This is a genomic window from Shewanella hafniensis (genome assembly GCF_019655335.1).
In the GTDB taxonomy this organism is placed as follows: domain Bacteria; phylum Pseudomonadota; class Gammaproteobacteria; order Enterobacterales; family Shewanellaceae; genus Shewanella; species Shewanella hafniensis.
In genome coordinates this window covers 1-16,662 of the sequence record NZ_BPFD01000033.1, presented here as the reverse complement: position 1 = coordinate 16,662, position 16,662 = coordinate 1, and the positions used below count along the sequence as shown (strand labels likewise).

Here is a 16,662-nt window from a genome sequence, read left to right as displayed (position 1 = left end):
CAGCATTATTTTTGCGTAAGGCTAGCAAGATTTTTGCAAAAGCCTAGCAAGCTTGGCAAATACGGTCTCGACCTTCGGATTTGGCGCGGTACATGGCTTGGTCTGCTTGAATAAGTAGTTTGTCAGGCTGGCATCCTTGATAAATCGTGGCGTAACCTAAACTGGCATGAATGTTTATCGTAATGCCTTGCCAGATAATCGAATTTTCTTTAAGTACTTGATGTAATTTCTCGGCGACGGCTCTGGCTGCGGGGGCATCGGTCGCGGGTAAAATCACCAGAAACTCTTCTCCACCGTGACGACATAATGCGTCATTTTCTCGCAATACCGATCCAAACAGTCTCGCCGCCGTCAATAGGGTGAGATCGCCCGCATCGTGACCATATTGATCGTTAATCTCTTTAAAATGGTCAAGATCCAATAAAATCATACTGTAAGGCACATTATCCTTTAGCTAGCGTTGATGGATATTGTTGAGAAACTTATGCATAGCCCGCCGATTCCACAGGCCTGTGAGTTGATCCCGCTCCGCTAACATACGGATTTTGCTGACGAGTCGCGTCATGGCATTTCCTATCATCACGATATTGATTAATAGGGTTAGAAATACATAAAACCACAGCACAGGTAACGCTTCTTGGGTGTGCATGGCGATAAATATCGGGCTTTCTTCGGGGGACAACAGGGCGATAAAGATACGAATGGTAAAAATACCGACCATGGCGACTAAAGGCATAACCATAGCGATGGCGACTCGATTACCTGTATCGCGTTTGATGGCCTGATAGTTATCCCGCGTCAGCATGATAAAAATCAGTGCGGCGCAGGCGGAGAAAGCAACGGCTAAGGTGCGTTCGGAGCTGAAGTTGGGGGGAACCGAGAGCATCACACCGGCTGTGATTGCTAAGAGAATAAGGTCAGATTTAACGCTGGGACTCAGTCTGAAGAGTGCCTTAGTGCCCCAGCGTAATAGGATGAATCCAAACAAAATCGCCATATCGGAGCAGAACCAAAAAAGGTAACTAGAGGCTTCGGAGCGTTGGCTGTTGAGTATGATACCAAGGAGGACGAACAAGTTCGCCAGAGAAAAACGCATACTGGCTTGAGTCGCAATCGCTAAAGGTTTGGCAATGAGTCCCCATGCCACGGCTGCGGTGCTGGCCAGTAGGCAAATAAATTTGATGAGTAATAGGGCTTGGGGATCAAATATCATTCTTTTAGTTCATATTTTTCTTTAACTATAGATGCTTTTAGGCATTTTCGGTTGAAGTTTATAGGATATCTTAACCTGTATTTAACGGCATGAGGCGGGCTACATCTTCCTTTAAATTTATAGCGATATTAAGTGCTTTGGTTTAGAGAATCACTTGGAGTATTTATCATTCTGTAAGCTAAAAAGTTTGCAAATTCTGAGTCTTCCTGCGAAGTTAGACCTTGTTGATTTGCCTACCATCTCCGTTTTAAGGATGCCCTGTTATGGATACAAATAAATTACTCTTAGTCATTATTGCGATTCTATTGCCTCCTGTTGCTGTATTTTTGAAGGCAGGAGCGGGTAAAGATCTGCTGATAAACATAGTCTTGTGTTTACTGTTCTGGTTCCCCGGTTTATTACATGCTCTCTGGGTCGTGACCAAGGCATAATTGTCTTTCTTCAGCACAATAAAAAAGCGCAATGTAATTGCGCTTTTTTATGTTTCAAATGGGCTTTCACTTAGAAAGGCAAGGTGTAGCCTATTGTCGCAGTACGTCCCATACCTTTGAAATAACGATCATTTGTACCCATGGTTTGTGAGTAATAATTGAAATAATCCTTATTAAACAGGTTTTGCAGACCTAAGCTCAGGGTGCCAGTGTAAAGCGGCATAGAGAAGGAAGCATCGACTGTGGTATAGCCATCAAATTCTGCATACTTGTTACCCGCCGCATTTTTAAAGTCGCGGTCCATGTAGTAGTTGGCTTGAACACGAGTCGACATGTCATTATCGAAGTTATGGGTCCAGAACAGGTTGATACGGTTGGGGGAAATATTCGCGCCATCGAGATCGGTATCGACTTGGTTATCACCATTTGAATCGTATTCGCCCTGCTGAATGGCGATGTTCATACCGAGATCATCATTGCTGGTGAGGTAGGCGGTGACATTGGCTTCGATCCCATCGATCACACTTTTTTCCCGCTTCACGTCGTAGAAACCATCACTATTTAAGGCCAAACGTGAGCCAAAATCAGTGGCGGAACGATAGTAAGCTAGCTTAGCGCTTAAGTATTTACCTTGGTAATCGGCGCCGACTTCAACGTTATCTGTGACGAGCGGCGTGAGTGCCAATGAGTCATCTATGCTGGGATTGTCGCCGGGAAAGCTTTTACCATCACGCAGAATACGGCCGATATCTGGCATACCAAAACCTTGGTTATAGCTGGTATAAACGCGAATGTCTGGGGTGATTTTGTAGGAGATACCGACGTTGAATAAGGTTTCATCGAAGGTGGCTGAGCCACCTGCAATTTGCTTATTACCCGCACCCCATAGGGTTTTGTAGTCGTCGACACTTAACTCGGCATGTTCGTAACGAACACCGGTCGATAAGGTTAGATTTTCAATTAGATCATAATCTAACTGTAAGTATGGCGCGACGTTGTCATAGGTGCTTTCAGGCACCCATGAGAAGCCCGTTGTCACTAAATCTTGCTCTGTGGTATCGCGGAAAAGGTCCACACCGTAGGCGGCATCAATGCCTGAGCCGGCAATATCCTTAGCAATCAATGAGCTTTTTAAACCCCATTTAACTGAAGAATTACGGGATTGCTCGTAGTACAAGCTTTCGCCTTTACTGCCGACACCGCACTGGATCACTTGGTCGCTACCTTCGAAGGAGGGGTCGTAGAAACTGTCGAAACAACCGCCACCATAAACCGCTTTAAAATCTTGATTAAAGAGTTGCAGGCTAAGTTGTTGGCCGCCAATATTGGCATGGGTATACGTTAAACTAGTCGTGGTCACTTGATTGTTGGCCGCTTCCCATGGCTGAGTTTCCTTAACTGCGCCCGTGGGCACGCCATTAGGCTTATCACCAGCGACAGGCATCCAATCGCCATTGTTGTCTGCATTGTAATGGTTAACCATTAATTCAAGGCGAGACTCATCGAAGTTATGGCCAAGCTTGATGAAGAAGTCTTTGCTTTGACTGTCCATCGACTCGCCTTGAGTCGTGTCTACGCCCACAACGTCGTGGTTGGCATCGTAGTACACACCATTATTGCGATAGCTAACCGAGCCTATCATATCGATAAATTCAGACTCGCCAGAAAACGCATAGCTGGCACCAAAGCTTAAGCCGTTGGATTTCATCGAATCAGGAACTGTCACATCGAAACTCGCAACCTGTTCGCTGTCGCCAGTGGGCTTTTTAGTGATGTAGTTGATGATGCCGCCTTGGGCACCGAGACCGTGCATCGCATTGGCACCGTGAATGATTTCAATACGCTCTATCATGGCAGGATCGATAGTTTGACCCGAACGCCCTCCACTGCGAAGTGGGTTCGATTGCGGTACGCCGTCGATCATAATCAATGGTGGACGACCACGCAGGGTTTCGCCTGTGTTACTCATCTTCTGGCGACTTGGTGAAAAGCTAGGCGCTAAGTTACCGATAATGGTCGATAAATCTTTAGTGGTGCGGAACTGTTCTTCTAACTGGGCGCGGTCAATGATAGTGACGGTATTAGGGATCGAGCTTGGGGATTTATCCATCCGACTCGCGGTGACAGTTATTCTTTCAATATCTTTGTTTTTATTCGTTCCCGCATCGGATGTTTCTTGTGCCACAGCGGATTGGGTGAGTGCCGCAAAGACGGCGAGAGCAACAAACGAGGTTTTGAACGTCATATAACTTCCTGCTAAGGGGTGGATTTGCTACACCGAATTCCTTGGCATTAGATTCTTCCGTTAAACAACATTGCAAATGATAGTGATTTTTATTCTGACGCGATTTTAGGGCAGGAATTACGGCTTGTCTAGTTGTGTATTCGCGGAAATTGCGCAATTTGACGGCAGTATTCAAAAATTGCGACACAGCACTCGGTATCGAGATTTAACCTCAAGGGTTACCCGGTGCGAGTTCATGCCGGTAAGCCCGCGCCTTACTTAGCGTTTGGCATAGCTTTCGCGATCTGATGGTTTGGGCGCAGGCTTGATGACTTGGGACTTATTAACTGAGTTAGCGTTGGGCGTGGGTTTGATGGTCTGAGACGATCTGACTTAGTGCTTTCGATTGTCTGGCGTGCAGCTGGAGGGCTATAATCGCGCCCCCTTTATTACTAATCCGCATTGGTGCCCTGATGAACCGCAAAAAGAAGATAAACCAAACCTTGAAAAGCAAGGCGAAAAAGGCCAATGCCAAACTGCAATCGAGCAATAAACCTAAATATATTGCGAAGGCGGATAGGGAAGCATTAGCTGCAGGGGCCGGTATCGAGTCGCAGACTGTGGATGCTACGGCAGTTAACGCTGTGACTCTTGATACTGCATCTATTGAATCATAAGTCTTCGTTGATTTCTTCGTATAATCTGACGGCTGTGCTGGCATTCATTGCGTCTGCCGACATGGCGAGTTGCTGAACTCTCATTTGTAGTTGATATTGCCGCGAAGCTGCTATGTTACTCATCACCTAAGTCTTAGTGCGTTTCTAAGTAGCTGATGGGGTTTTGATAAAAGGCCTTTTTATATCCTTGGGTTGAAGTATCCATCAGCCAAGGTTTCGGCAATAAGCTCAAAATGGAATAATGCAAATGGGGCGGTTTACCTTGCGCATTACCCGTATCGCCGACTGTACCCAGCGTTTCACCTTGGTGGACCATTAATCCCGTGGTCGATTCAATTTGCGCTAAATGGGCAAAGTAATGAATTTGCCATTTAGGGCCTAGACCAACCACCACATTGCCTCCTTTAAAGAAGTCGCCTCGATATAAGATCAACATAGGCGTTGGCGCAATCGCGGCGGTATTTTTGGCAGCGAAAATATCTATCCCCTTGTGCACGCCCGATGAACCCCAAGGTTCATACCAAAAGGTTTGGCTATTCCAGTCTTTACTGCTGGCGCCTTTTACCGGGATCACAGGTGACTCAGGGATCAAGTAACCGCCAAGTAGTAGTAACGCCAGTGCTAATCCAACAGATGTTAATTTCATTTTTTATCCTGCATTAAGCCTTAGTGCTTCTTTCAAACCTTAATGGAAATCACTGAATTGCTGCCAATTTACTGGGTACTGTAAACGCTCAGCTGTTGAGAGTGATAACCAATAGGGTTGCCAAAAATAGTTGCACCAAAAATCGATATTACCTTGAAGACTGCCAAGGGAATCGGGATCGACATCGGGAAAGCTTTCCCAAGGGTGAGGTAAAGTCGATTTGAACGCAATCAGTTGTTCTAATAGCGCTTTGTCGTTGGTTATTAAACTGACGCAGATCCCCGCAAAATCGGCATATTGGTGGAGCTGCAAGCTGGTCGCTTGGCTCGGATGGGTTATCAGGCCATTAAAGTTGGCGGCATGTTCGGGCAATATCCCAAAACCTGCATTGCCGATTAACGAATCTAAGGTTTGCTTGCCTTCTAAGGTCAGTAAGCAGTGAACTTGATAGGCGTAGATATCAGTCTGCACAATTGATGTCACTAGCGGATAGGCTTGGTTTGTCGGCAAGTCGATGTCTGGCATTTGCGCGGGATGAAAAATGGCGGTTAAGTTATCCTGTTGCTCTAGTGGGCTGTTGCCATAAAAAGTGCGATGAAGTTGTTTCTTAAGCCAAGTGAGCACCGACATGAGCGCGACCTTTAGGGAAATGTTAAGTGATCATGGTGTATCCAAAGATTAAAATCACCAGTCTTGTTCTTGTGCCCGCTATTTTAATATGGTCAGTTAGAAGCATTAATACCATTAATTCAGTTGGGTATAAAAAATGACAAGGCAAGTGATCTTATGCCCAAAATCAAGCAGGCGTCTAGAATTTAGTGTTTGCAGGAGGAGGCTTAATACTGAAGTTGTAAGCTTTTGAGCGCCGACGAGTGAGACTCTGTTGAATGGTAATCCGCAGTGGCTCTCCTGTGTTGGAGAGCCAATGATTTAACGTTTTTTAGTGTATTAATAAAGCTCAGATAAGAGTTCTGACTAGAGCTTATCTGAACTCATACGCGCTGGAATGATTTCAAACACGGTTCTGTCTTTGGGCAAATAGGTTTTCCACCAAGCGTGATTCAAAGCAGGGCTATGGGCTAAATCGCTTAGGTTGATGCCTTGACCAAATTCCGGCGTTAGCAGCGGCACGCAATAGGCTTTAGCGGCTACAGAGATTCGTTCCAATGGTTCGTACCAACTATGTAGCGCGAGATCGAAGCTGCTGTTATGTATCGGAATTAAGTGTCGTCCACGAAGATCTAAATGCGCCCGCAGTGATTGCTCTGGCTGCATGTGGATATCTGCCCACATCTCATCGTAGGCACCCGTTTCGATTAAGGTTAAATCGAAAGGCCCGAGTTTGTCGCCAATCGTTTTGAAGCCGCTGAAGTAACCAGAATCACCGCTGAAAAACAGTTTTAGTTCAGGGGACTGAATAACCCAAGATGCCCACAGGGTTTGGTTTTTGTCCGAGATACCACGGCCTGAAAAGTGCTGTGCTGGCGTCGCGGTAAAACTCAGACCCGCATGTTGGGTTGCTTGCCACCAATCGAGCGCGACTATCTTGCTGGCAGGCACGCCCCACGCGAGCAAATGTTTATCCACACCCAGTGGCACGATAAATTTTTGCGTGCGCTCGGCGAGAGCTAAAATGCTGTGTTTATCTAAATGATCATAATGATCGTGGGACAAAATAATCCCTGCGAGCGCTGGAATATTATCGAGTTCGATTGGTAACTCGTGGAATCGTTTTGGCCCAAACATTTGGCTTGGCGAGGCGCGTTTCGAAAAAACAGGATCGGTTAACCAATATTGACCGTTGAGTTGCAACAGCACTGTCGAATGACTGATTTTATACAGCATAGGTGTTGCATCCGCAGTGGGGTTTAGCTGCATTTTTTGGATTGGCAGTGCTTGGTTTGGACTCTTATCAGGAATGCTTTCGGTCACGTAACGCCATAAAATAGAAAGTAAATTACCTTCACCACTGTGGGTATTGGGAGCTTCATTGCTGAATGTGTCACCCTTAACATGGGCCGAAGTCTTAGTATTTGCGTCAGTTTTTGTTTGAGTGGCCATGATAAAGCTCCCGAGTCGTAGTAAGGTCAAGACAATCTTCAATCGCATTTATAATTGCATGTACAATATTAAAAAGTAAACTACACAGTGTAGTTTACATGCGACGGTGTAAAAGTAAACTGGATAGTGTAAAATGTCGACAAATGATTTTTATGGTGTAGGAAAACATGGCAGACAAACCCATTAAATTGACAAACACTCAGCAGAAACGTGTGGCAATTCTGCGTGCCTCACGGGAAGAGTTTATGGTTAATGGCTTTGTGGGGGCCAGTATGGACAGGATCGCCCAGCGGGCTAATGTTTCTAAACGTACTGTGTATAACCATTTTCCGAGTAAGGAAGTGCTGTTTGATACCACAACCACAGAGTTGTGGGCGCGAACGAAAGAGGCGGCGACCTTAGTTTACAATCCTGCGCAGAGTCTTGAAGATCAGTTGCAGCAAATTGCGCATCGATGCTGGGCTTTGTATCAGCAGCCTGAGTTTCTCGATGTGGCGCGGGTGGTGATGGCAGAGTTTATTCGCTCGCCTGTCCAAGCGACTGAAGCGATGGAGAAGCTTGCGAAGCAAGAAGGTGGACTCGAAGCTTGGCTTGCGGGAGCGGTAGAACACAAGGCGCTGAATATCGATGATATTGCAATGGCATCGACTCAGTTTTGGGGCATGTTTAAGGCGTTTGCATTCTGGCCTAAGCTGTTCCATATGAAAAATAATGATGATAATCAGCAAGCGATTATCGACGCCAATATTAAGATGTTTTTGGCTATGTATCGCGCTTAAATCTAGCGTTTAATCCTATTCAAAACAAAGGCCGCATCAGCGGCCTTTGTTATTTGTGAAATACAGCCTAGAGCAAGGCTGTCGCCAGCAGATAACCGATGATCGATGCGGTACCTACACCGATAAAACCTGGAATAATAAAGCTGTGGTTAATAATGAACTTACCTATTTTAGTTGTGCCTGAACGGTCAAAGCCGATACAGGCCAGATCGCTTGGATAAGTAGGGAGCACAAAATAACCGTAGCTTGCAGGAAGGAAAGCGATCAAGAGTTTTGGATCGACCCCCAAAGCGAGGCCCATAGGCGCAATGGCAGTCAGCGCCGCCGCTTGGCTATTAACAAGCTTAGAGATAAGAAACAGCACTAAGGCATAGGTCCAAGGCTGGCTTTGCACCACGTGGGAGAGGTTTTCCTTGAGCACATCCATATGGCTGATAAAGTACGTATCGCTCATCCAAGCCACGCCAAATACGGAGAAAATCGCCACCATGCCAGCTTTAAAAACTGGACCATTGGCAATCTCAGTCGGTTTGACTTTGCAGGTCATCAGAATAAAAGCTCCTGCAATTAACATCATCATCTGGATGACTAAGTTCATCGATAATAAGGTTGTTTTCCCTTTAACTTCAAATGCAGGGCGCAGTTCACTAAAAGAACCTAGTAGCACCACAGCAGCAATAGCCGCAAAGAAAATCCCCGTTGCCCAGTAAGCTTCCTTAGTAAAACGTTGATTAAGCAGGGTTTCGCTTTTGTCATAGATAAAGGCTCTTTGGACTGGATCTTTAATGCGTTCTTGAAATTCTTCATCTTTATCTAAATCTTTACCACGACGCAGACTCCAAAGTGCTGCAGCCATGACACCGCAAAGCGATGCTGGCACTGACACCATTAAAATTTCGAGCAGATTGTAAGCGCGGCCTACACCCTGTTGTGATGCCAGAATCGACACCATAGACACCACAGCTACCGACACAGGCGAAGCGCAAATCGCCATTTGTGAGGCGACAGATGCCACTGCCATTGGACGCTCTGGGCGAATATTTTTCTTCAGCGCGATATCGGAAATAATCGGGAACATAGTGTAAACCACATGGCCAGTACCGCACAAAAAGGTGAGTGTCCAAGTGGTTAGCGGCGCTAGAATGGTGATGTATTGTGGATGGCGGCGCAGTAGGCGCTCGGCAAACTGCATCATCACATCTAATCCGCCCGCGGTTTGCAATACGGCCGCACAGCCGATCACCGCAAGAATCGTTAGCATAACTTGTACTGGCGGTTGTCCCGGCGCTAAACCGAAGACAAATATCAGTAAAAATAATCCAATACCACTTATCAGTCCGAGTCCCATACCACCGTAGCGGGTACCCAGCAGCAAGCAGCCGAGTACGACAATAAATTCCATTAAAATCATTTTGATTTACCCCTGCGGAACCTGCCGCGCTATTTGTATTAGGACTATCTGTATTTGGCGTTATTTTGCGAGGCGATTGATTTTGATAACTTGCGCTGGAGCAAGGTGTAAATAAAAAGTGGCATTAGAATTTTCATAAATTTGAGCTAGCGCTAGAAACGCATGGCGATAAGTTGCATTCTGGTTAACGAGTTTTGCGGAAAGGGCTAAGACTTAGCGCTCGCTCCGTTTACAAGAACGATAACAATACTCAAGGATAAGCCCGTGAAACCTGCCACCTTTAATACCGAAGCCTTCGATGATTGGATCCGCAGTCGCTTTGTGGAACTCAACTCAGAGCTAGAACAGCTTTATTATCAACAAACGGACCGAGCCAATGTGCTCGATATCGGCGCAGAAGCTAAGTTGGCGCTAGAGAGCGAAGGCCGAGGATTGATTAAGGCCTTGCTCGATGAGGGGAATACCGATGAAGGGTTCGACAGTGCCTTTGATTTACTCGGTAACGTGGGCCTATACATGGCAGCTTGTCGACGCCATGAAATTACTGAGCCCTCACGGGAAACCACCTCACCATTAGCCGAAGCCTCCGCGCTAGCCATGCACATTGGCGCTTCAATAGGTGTCACGCCGCGCTTTGCCACCGCGCATTTAACTACCCATAATCGTGCCCACAATGGCATTTATAAACGCTTTACCGATCTGAGCGCTGAAAAGCTGTTTGTGGATTACAACACTAAGGGCATTTTGGCCTATAAACGCGCCGCCGATGCGTTATTGAAAATCCAGCCTTTGGGCATTTCCCATCCTATCAGTCACGATTTACTGCGGGTCGCCAAACAGGCATTGCAGGATGTGATTGAGTCGAATACTCAATTATTCAATCGATTAGATACGGATCGTTTCTTTTACTGTGTTCGCCCTTACTACAAACCTTATCGGGTGGGCTCGGTTATTTATCGCGGCGCCAATGCAGGGGATTTTGCGGGGATTAATGTCATCGATTTAACGCTAGGTCTTTGTTTCGCCAATGAAGCTTCCTACTCGCAAATGCTGGTGGACAAGTTTTTGTACATGATGCCGGAGGATCAACAGATATTGCGTGAATGCATGCGTCGGCCGAATTTGATGGATGACTTCCTGCAGGCAAAAGATTGCTCAACCCAAGATTGGTATCAAGAAAACTTGCGACTCTTTATTGAAGTCTGCGAATTACATGGCGAGACTGCGATTCAGCACCATAATGAGTTAGTGACTAAATATATTGCCGAGCCTTCGACAACGATGGAGCAGCAGCATTTAGCTAAGGTCACCGCCAGTGGTCCGCCACTGCATGTGCTACTCGGTTCATTGGAGCGACTCAGAGATAGGCGTGCCGCCGCTCAGCGCAGCGACATCCGGACGCGTTATGATGAGATTAAGAAACTGAAAGAGAGTTTGAGATAACACTATGTTTGCAGACTATAAAAAGGACTTTTACCTCGCGGGTCCAGGATATCTATTGAACCATTCCGTCGGTCGACCGTTAAAATCGACCGAACAGGTCTTCAAAGAAGCCTTTTTTGCGCCTTGGCAGGAGTCGGGGCGCGAACCTTGGGGTCAGTGGCTGAGTGTGATTGATGATTTTACTTTCGCCTTATCTAAACTGTTTAACGGCCACCAAAAGGACTTTTGCCCTCAGGTGAATCTCTCCAGTGCGCTGACTAAAATCGTCATGTCACTCGAGCGATTAAATCGCGAACACGCCGTTGTGTTAATGAGTGAGATTGATTTCCCCAGCATGGGTTTCGCCCTTAAAAAAGCACTGCCAGCCAGCTGCGAAGTACGTTTCATCCCTAAGGGGCTCGATGTCACTGACCCTAATGTGTGGGACGCGCATATCAGTCGTGATGTGGATCTGGTGTTTGTTAGTCATGCTTACTCGAATACTGGGCAGCAAGCGCCATTAGCCAATATTTTTACCATAGCCCGTGAGCGAGGCTGTTTGAGCTTAGTGGATGTGGCGCAATCGGCGGGGATTATTCCGCTAGATCTCGCGCGCCTACAACCTGACTTTTTAATCGGGTCGAGTGTGAAATGGCTCTGCGGCGGCCCTGGTGCAGCCTATCTTTGGATTAACCCTGCCATTTTGGATCGTTGCCAACCTAAGGATGTGGGGTGGTTTAGCCATGAGAATCCGTTCGAATTTGATATCCACGACTTTCGTTATCAGCACTCCGCAATGCGCTTCTGGGGTGGAACGCCTTCAATCGCCCCCTATGCCATTGCCGCTCACAGTATTCATTATCTGGCGGGTTTAGGTGTCCCCTTGCTGCGTAAATGTAATCAGCAGTTGATTGATGCTGTGGCGCAGGAGCTTGAGCATGAGTTTGTATCACCACGTGATGTTGAAAAGCGCAGCGGTACACTGATCTTACAGTTTGGTGAGCAACAACATAAAATCATGACGGCATTAGCGAACGCGAATATTAGTGTCGACGCCCGCAGCATGGGTATCCGGATTTCGCCGCATATTTATAACAATATGGCCGATATCAAGCTGTTACTAGATGTGATTAAAGCCAATCGCTAACTTAAATGATTTAAAATGGCTTGCTAGGCTAAGTTGTACTACGTAACTGCAACTAACAAGGCATAACTAACAAGACACAACACTCAGGGAGGCAAACCGCGACATGGTCGTTCCCGTATGCCGGCGTTAACTCACCGCCACACAGGCAACTTGAGGTTATTTATTGGGTGCGATCATGCTTAAATCTTATAGTCATAGCGGCAGACCATAGGTCGCGGGGTGTGGAGCTTGGGATCACTGGGCGTGATCGCTAAATCTGCAGGTAGCATAACAGTATCGATGATCAACGCACTGCTCATATCAACGAGTGTCAGCGGGATGGTAAAGAGCAGCAAGGGCGGGGCCGCCAACGCGGAGATAATCATACACTCCTCGCCATTATCAACAGCCGTTTGAACACTCGAGAAAGAATGACCCCAAGTTGAATCTTCTCCCATCCTCGACGTTATCGTTGCACATCCCGTGAGAGAACTGCACACGACCAACCAAGTCAACCAACGCATAACCACTCCATTGTTTATAGGTGAAAAACCGCATTGCTTCGGTATGATCTACTCACTTGATCAACTGAAAGCGTTAGTGATGTGGAACCAGATCTAGTTTCATTCGACGCCAACCTGTTCTGTTTCAACAGCTTGGCATTCTAACTATATGATTATATCTGTCAATTATTCATCAACAGAAACGAGATACAACCAAGCTCAATAACCTAGTTGTTAACGGCGACTATTGTTTTGGATAAGCATTAAACATGGAGGTTTGTATGCCTTGCCCTCGCAGAACTCAGATAAGTTTTGAACATACTCTTCAAAATCAGTCTCCACTTCCCTCACTGGCCATCTAGCTACTTTTATTACTTTCCTTAAAACTGCTTCAGTAAATATTCGCTTGAGGGTAGGCCGAGAGCATATTATGTTGCTGATTTAAAATGGATGGCTGGATTATTGTCTCTAGCATAAAAATCTGTGTGCTACCTAGTGGTGTAACTGTTTGATGGTGTTAGAATATCCCGCAGTTAAAAGGAGATTTTATGGCAAACTTGTCACGCAGAGATATATCTAGCTTAGAAAAATACTTACAGATGGAAGGTGGGCATCTGCTCGACTTCTCACATAAAACACTAGCTGATTTCTTCGATGATTATGGTATTGATATCAATGAGGAACAATACCAATTCGGGTCAGGTTCAAAGGCAAACAGAATGCGTGGCTTTTGGCACTTTAGTGATGAAGCAACAGTCGGGACAGTTCTCTTAGGTATAATTGATTACTACGATGAGAAGCGGGAGAACAGTTACTATGGCAGCCAAAATCATAGCGATGATTTACGTGCAAGATGTCTTGATATAGCTAATAGACTAGTAGCTGGCTCATACCGTGCTCAGAGTCATTTAAGTGCTCCACATCCACTGCCCTCGAGTACACATGCCTCAAATCCGACCAAACCATTCAGCCCTCCTCCTGTGCAACAACCGCATCAGCCATTCGTACCGTCCGCATCTGTCCAGCAACCTCCAAGTTCCCAGACACTGCTACAACCATCAATATTGTATCAGCAACCACAACAAGTGCTTCAACCGACCCAACAATTAAGCGATACACAGAAGGTATTTATTGTTCATGGTCATGATGATGTTTTGAGGTTGGAGGTTGAGAACTTTGTTCGAACTGTCGGATTAAAGCCCGTCGTGTTGATGAATCAAGCGAGCGGTGGTAATACTATCATCGAGAAGATTGAAGAGCATGGTGCAGTTGACTACGCAATAGTGCTATATACGCCTTGTGATGAAGGACGGAAAAAGGGCACTGAAGAACTGAATGGCCGCGCTCGCCAGAATGTTGTGTTTGAGCATGGCTACTTCATCGCTCGCCTAGGTCGGAAGAAAGTCTCAGCAATTGTTAAAACAGGTGTTGAGATTCAGAATGATATTCAAGGTGTTGTCTACATCAGTGCTGAACTTGATTGGCAGACACAATTGCTAAAAGAGTTTAAGAAAGCCCGCATAACATTCGATGCGGACGCTTTATTTGTTTAGGACAGCTAAGTTGGACACCCAACCTTAATGGCGTGGTCGTTACCTTTTTAGCCCTGCTTGGATTAAGCATTAAATAAGGAAGTTTGTATGCCACGTCCTCGCAGAATTCAGATAAGTCTCAAATTCTGTGTTACATCTATCGCCATGACCATTGTTATCTTCAAGATACAAAAAAGCCCCAACAGCAAAACTGTTGGGGCTTTTATACTTTACGCATGCATTTATACAGTAAGTAATTACATGTCGTTAGCCATTACAGGCTGTAGTACATTTCAAACTCAAGTGGGTGAGTTGTACGTGCTACGCGCTCAGCTTCTGCTGTTTTCAGTACGATATAAGATTGGATGAAATCTTCACTGAACACGCCGCCTTTAGTCAGGAACTCATGGTCAGCTTGCAGGTTTTCAAGGGCGTTTTCTAATGACGTTGCCACTTGTGGGATTTCAGCCGCTTCTTCTGGAGGCAGATCGTACAGATCTTTGTCCATCGCTTCGCCTGGGTGGATCTTGTTTTGGATACCGTCAAGACCCGCCATCAGCAGCGCTGCGAAACCTAAGTATGGGTTGGCATGTGGATCAGGGAAGCGTGCTTCGATACGACGGCCTTTAGGGCTTGGTACCACTGGAATACGGATTGATGCAGAGCGGTTACGGGCAGAGTAGGCCAACATAACAGGTGCTTCAAAGTGTGGCACTAAACGCTTGTAAGAGTTAGTGCTTGGGTTAGTGAAAGCGTTTAGCGCGCGAGCGTGCTTGATGATACCACCTATGTAGTACAGAGCCGTTTCACTTAAACCTGCGTATTTGTCGCCAGCGAACAAGTTAACACCGTCTTTCGCCAGAGATTGGTGAACGTGCATGCCGCTACCATTGTCACCAACGATAGGTTTAGGCATGAAAGTCGCCGTCTTGCCGTAAGCGTGTGCCATGTTGTGCACTACGTACTTCAGAATTTGGATTTCATCCGCTTTCTTAGTCAAGGTGTTGAAGCGAGTGGCGATTTCGTTTTGACCTGCAGTCGCCACTTCGTGGTGATGCGCTTCAACCACTTGGCCCATTTCTTCGAGCACTAAACACATAGCGCTACGTAGGTCTTGTGATGAATCAACCGGTGCAACTGGGAAGTAACCGCCTTTAACAAATGGACGGTGACCAGTGTTGCCGCCTTCGTAGCTAGTCGCTGAGTTCCAAGCCGCTTCTTTAGCGTCGATCTTAACGAAACAACCTGACATGTCAGTACCGAAACGGACATCGTCAAATAGGAAGAATTCTGGTTCTGGTCCTATCAATACAGTATCTGCGATACCAGTAGAGATCAGGTAAGCTTCTGCTTTTTTAGCGATTGAACGTGGGTCACGGTCGTACCCTGTCATTGTACCGGGTTCAAGAATGTCACAACGGATCAGCGCTGTAGTTTCTTCGGTGAAAGGATCCAGTACGAATGTCGTTGGATCTGGCATCAGTACCATGTCTGATTCGTTAATACCCTTCCAACCTGCGATAGAAGAACCGTCAAACATTTTGCCGTCTTCGAAGAAATCAGCATCTACCTGATGAGAAGGAATAGATACGTGCTGCTCTTTACCTTTAGTGTCGGTAAAACGTAAATCAACGAACTTAACTTCTAATTCTTCAAGTTGCTTTAAAACTGATTCAACTGACATTCTCAAGCCTCCGGTAGGGTAAAGGGATGCCCCTTCTATAATCTTTTAACTCAAGTGATTTATCTTGAGCCAAACTTACGAGCTATATAGCGATATCCATGCCAATAATTTAAATTACTGATTAACATGGTTTAAAATCTTTGCTGCACTTAATTGGATTCCAGTTTGCACCACTTTGGTGCTATTGGTTGAGGCATTTTGGTGCATTCATCCATTTTGGTGCGCACTGAATTGATTCATGCAAAGCTAAGTTTCAAAGCATAAGGTTCAAAGCACTAGTATGCATCGCTTATGTGGCAGTGAGATGGCAATCGCGCCTTGGCTCACAGGGACTACATAAGGATAGCGGCACTGAATCCAGTACCTATTTCAGCACTATTCTGGACTATTTTCTCTGGGCGATTTCACCGCCGCATAGTTGTCATAAAACCACGCTAGTCTGTTCAACTATGCCATGCATTCTCAATTCAATAGTGGTTTATTATCATATTATTAGGAAAGAGTTCGTTCTCATGTGCGAAATGTCTTTGCTGTTCACAGGCCAAGTGAAATCAGTGATGCGTAATAAAGGTATTGCGTGACAATGAAGTGAGTCTTAAAGGCATTCAGTTTTCGCGGTCATAAATGCCAATATCAACGCCCAGTTAAATCTGCGCTAGAAATTATTGCTGTTTCACGTCGAGATGATTTTGTCGCGGGAACATCAATTTGATTGATGTTTAAATCAGCAGAAATACTTTGCGCTGAAGAATCCCCTGATGATTTACAAATAAATCATCAAATTAGGGTGGAAGCGCATCTTGTTGCATGATCAAATGGTTTCGCCAAAAACTACACTTGGACAACAAGATGCGCGAAGCCAATATCCTACAACATTCTTTACACCAATACTGCCCAGAACTTCACCTAAAACGATTAAACAGCTTGATGCTGGCCTCTAAGGCACTGATTGA

14 protein-coding genes and 1 pseudogene are annotated in these 16,662 nt (G+C 45.8%); 6 read left to right on the top strand and 9 right to left on the bottom strand.

Annotation, left to right across the window (positions count from 1 at the left end; all coding sequences use genetic code 11):
• Positions 1-43: 43 nt before the first annotated feature.
• A pseudogene (locus tag K5Q99_RS22830) lies at positions 44-1,213 on the bottom strand (GGDEF domain-containing protein).
• 263 nt (positions 1,214-1,476) lie between these two features.
• Between K5Q99_RS22830 and K5Q99_RS10975 the strand changes: the two are divergent.
• Complete coding sequence (locus K5Q99_RS10975) at positions 1,477-1,644, top strand: YqaE/Pmp3 family membrane protein (RefSeq protein ID WP_006079767.1); 168 nt, start codon at positions 1,477-1,479, stop codon at positions 1,642-1,644.
• A gap of 70 nt (positions 1,645-1,714) precedes the next feature.
• Here K5Q99_RS10975 and K5Q99_RS10970 read toward each other — a convergent pair whose 3' ends face one another.
• Positions 1,715-3,889 carry a TonB-dependent receptor gene (locus K5Q99_RS10970; RefSeq protein ID WP_220776889.1) on the bottom strand — a complete coding sequence of 725 codons (2,175 nt, stop codon included), beginning with the start codon at positions 3,887-3,889 and terminating at the stop codon, positions 1,715-1,717.
• Between the two features lie 452 nt (positions 3,890-4,341).
• Here K5Q99_RS10970 and K5Q99_RS10965 point away from each other — a divergent pair, with 452 nt between their 5' ends.
• Positions 4,342-4,545 carry a DUF2986 domain-containing protein gene (locus K5Q99_RS10965; protein ID WP_220776888.1) on the top strand — a complete coding sequence of 68 codons (204 nt, stop codon included), beginning with the start codon at positions 4,342-4,344 and terminating at the stop codon, positions 4,543-4,545.
• On the opposite strand, the gene K5Q99_RS22725 is transcribed toward K5Q99_RS10965, so the two are convergent.
• The 4 genes from K5Q99_RS22725 to K5Q99_RS10950 form a co-directional block, all read right to left on the bottom strand.
• Positions 4,540-4,668, bottom strand: coding sequence for a hypothetical protein (locus tag K5Q99_RS22725; protein WP_259511837.1), 129 nt, complete (start codon positions 4,666-4,668; stop codon positions 4,540-4,542). The genes K5Q99_RS10965 and K5Q99_RS22725 overlap by 6 nt on opposite strands.
• Positions 4,669-4,678: 10 nt before the next feature.
• Positions 4,679-5,191, bottom strand: coding sequence for a M23 family metallopeptidase (locus K5Q99_RS10960; RefSeq protein WP_220591757.1), 513 nt, complete (start codon positions 5,189-5,191; stop codon positions 4,679-4,681).
• 39 nt (positions 5,192-5,230) lie between these two features.
• Positions 5,231-5,821 carry a hypothetical protein gene (locus K5Q99_RS10955; protein ID WP_220776887.1) on the bottom strand — a complete coding sequence of 197 codons (591 nt, stop codon included), beginning with the start codon at positions 5,819-5,821 and terminating at the stop codon, positions 5,231-5,233.
• A gap of 345 nt (positions 5,822-6,166) precedes the next feature.
• Positions 6,167-7,252 (bottom strand): MBL fold metallo-hydrolase, encoded by a 1,086-nt coding sequence (locus tag K5Q99_RS10950; RefSeq protein WP_220776886.1) that lies wholly within the window; start codon positions 7,250-7,252, stop codon positions 6,167-6,169.
• 167 nt (positions 7,253-7,419) lie between these two features.
• Between K5Q99_RS10950 and K5Q99_RS10945 the strand changes: the two genes are divergently transcribed.
• On the top strand, positions 7,420-8,031 hold the full coding sequence (locus tag K5Q99_RS10945) for a TetR/AcrR family transcriptional regulator (protein WP_106648398.1): 612 nt from the start codon (positions 7,420-7,422) through the stop codon (positions 8,029-8,031).
• Between the two features lie 67 nt (positions 8,032-8,098).
• Here the strand turns inward: K5Q99_RS10945 and K5Q99_RS10940 are convergent, their stop codons facing one another.
• Positions 8,099-9,442, bottom strand: a complete 1,344-nt coding sequence (locus K5Q99_RS10940) for an anaerobic C4-dicarboxylate transporter (protein WP_220776885.1) — start codon at positions 9,440-9,442, stop codon at positions 8,099-8,101.
• A 264-nt stretch (positions 9,443-9,706) separates the two neighbouring features.
• Here K5Q99_RS10940 and K5Q99_RS10935 point away from each other — a divergent pair, with 264 nt between their 5' ends.
• Both K5Q99_RS10935 and K5Q99_RS10930 read left to right on the top strand, forming a co-directional pair.
• Positions 9,707-10,885 (top strand): PrnB family protein, encoded by a 1,179-nt coding sequence (locus K5Q99_RS10935; protein WP_106648396.1) that lies wholly within the window; start codon positions 9,707-9,709, stop codon positions 10,883-10,885.
• 4 nt (positions 10,886-10,889) lie between these two features.
• Complete coding sequence (locus tag K5Q99_RS10930) at positions 10,890-12,011, top strand: aminotransferase class V-fold PLP-dependent enzyme (RefSeq protein ID WP_220776884.1); 1,122 nt, start codon at positions 10,890-10,892, stop codon at positions 12,009-12,011.
• A 179-nt stretch (positions 12,012-12,190) separates the two neighbouring features.
• On the opposite strand, the gene K5Q99_RS22480 is transcribed toward K5Q99_RS10930, so the two are convergent.
• Positions 12,191-12,448: a YceK/YidQ family lipoprotein gene (locus K5Q99_RS22480; RefSeq protein ID WP_251068942.1), complete on the bottom strand. Its 258-nt coding sequence runs from the start codon at positions 12,446-12,448 to the stop codon at positions 12,191-12,193.
• A 593-nt stretch (positions 12,449-13,041) separates the two neighbouring features.
• On the opposite strand from K5Q99_RS22480, the gene K5Q99_RS10920 reads away from it, so the two are divergent.
• Entirely contained in the window at positions 13,042-14,046 is a 1,005-nt protein-coding gene (locus K5Q99_RS10920) for a TIR domain-containing protein (RefSeq protein ID WP_220776882.1), read from the top strand.
• A gap of 253 nt (positions 14,047-14,299) precedes the next feature.
• Here K5Q99_RS10920 and glnA read toward each other — a convergent pair whose 3' ends face one another.
• Positions 14,300-15,709, bottom strand: coding sequence for a glutamate--ammonia ligase (glnA, locus tag K5Q99_RS10915; protein ID WP_106648392.1), 1,410 nt, complete (start codon positions 15,707-15,709; stop codon positions 14,300-14,302).
• Positions 15,710-16,662 lie beyond the last annotated feature (953 nt).

Bases quoted from the DNA above. Each gene is read 5' to 3' on its own strand.
- K5Q99_RS10975 (WP_006079767.1), top strand. From the start codon at position 1,477: ATGGATACAAATAAATTACTCTTAGTCATTATTGCGATTCTATTGCCT.
- K5Q99_RS10970 (WP_220776889.1), bottom strand. From the start codon at position 3,889: ATGACGTTCAAAACCTCGTTTGTTGCTCTCGCCGTCTTTGCGGCACTC.
- K5Q99_RS10965 (WP_220776888.1), top strand. From the start codon at position 4,342: ATGAACCGCAAAAAGAAGATAAACCAAACCTTGAAAAGCAAGGCGAAA.
- K5Q99_RS22725 (WP_259511837.1), bottom strand. From the start codon at position 4,668: ATGAGTAACATAGCAGCTTCGCGGCAATATCAACTACAAATGAGAGTT.
- K5Q99_RS10960 (WP_220591757.1), bottom strand. From the start codon at position 5,191: ATGAAATTAACATCTGTTGGATTAGCACTGGCGTTACTACTACTTGGC.
- K5Q99_RS10955 (WP_220776887.1), bottom strand. From the start codon at position 5,821: ATGTCGGTGCTCACTTGGCTTAAGAAACAACTTCATCGCACTTTTTAT.
- K5Q99_RS10950 (WP_220776886.1), bottom strand. From the start codon at position 7,252: ATGGCCACTCAAACAAAAACTGACGCAAATACTAAGACTTCGGCCCAT.
- K5Q99_RS10945 (WP_106648398.1), top strand. From the start codon at position 7,420: ATGGCAGACAAACCCATTAAATTGACAAACACTCAGCAGAAACGTGTG.
- K5Q99_RS10940 (WP_220776885.1), bottom strand. From the start codon at position 9,442: ATGATTTTAATGGAATTTATTGTCGTACTCGGCTGCTTGCTGCTGGGT.
- K5Q99_RS10930 (WP_220776884.1), top strand. From the start codon at position 10,890: ATGTTTGCAGACTATAAAAAGGACTTTTACCTCGCGGGTCCAGGATAT.
- K5Q99_RS22480 (WP_251068942.1), bottom strand. From the start codon at position 12,448: ATGGGAGAAGATTCAACTTGGGGTCATTCTTTCTCGAGTGTTCAAACG.
- K5Q99_RS10920 (WP_220776882.1), top strand. From the start codon at position 13,042: ATGGCAAACTTGTCACGCAGAGATATATCTAGCTTAGAAAAATACTTA.
- glnA (WP_106648392.1), bottom strand. From the start codon at position 15,709: ATGTCAGTTGAATCAGTTTTAAAGCAACTTGAAGAATTAGAAGTTAAG.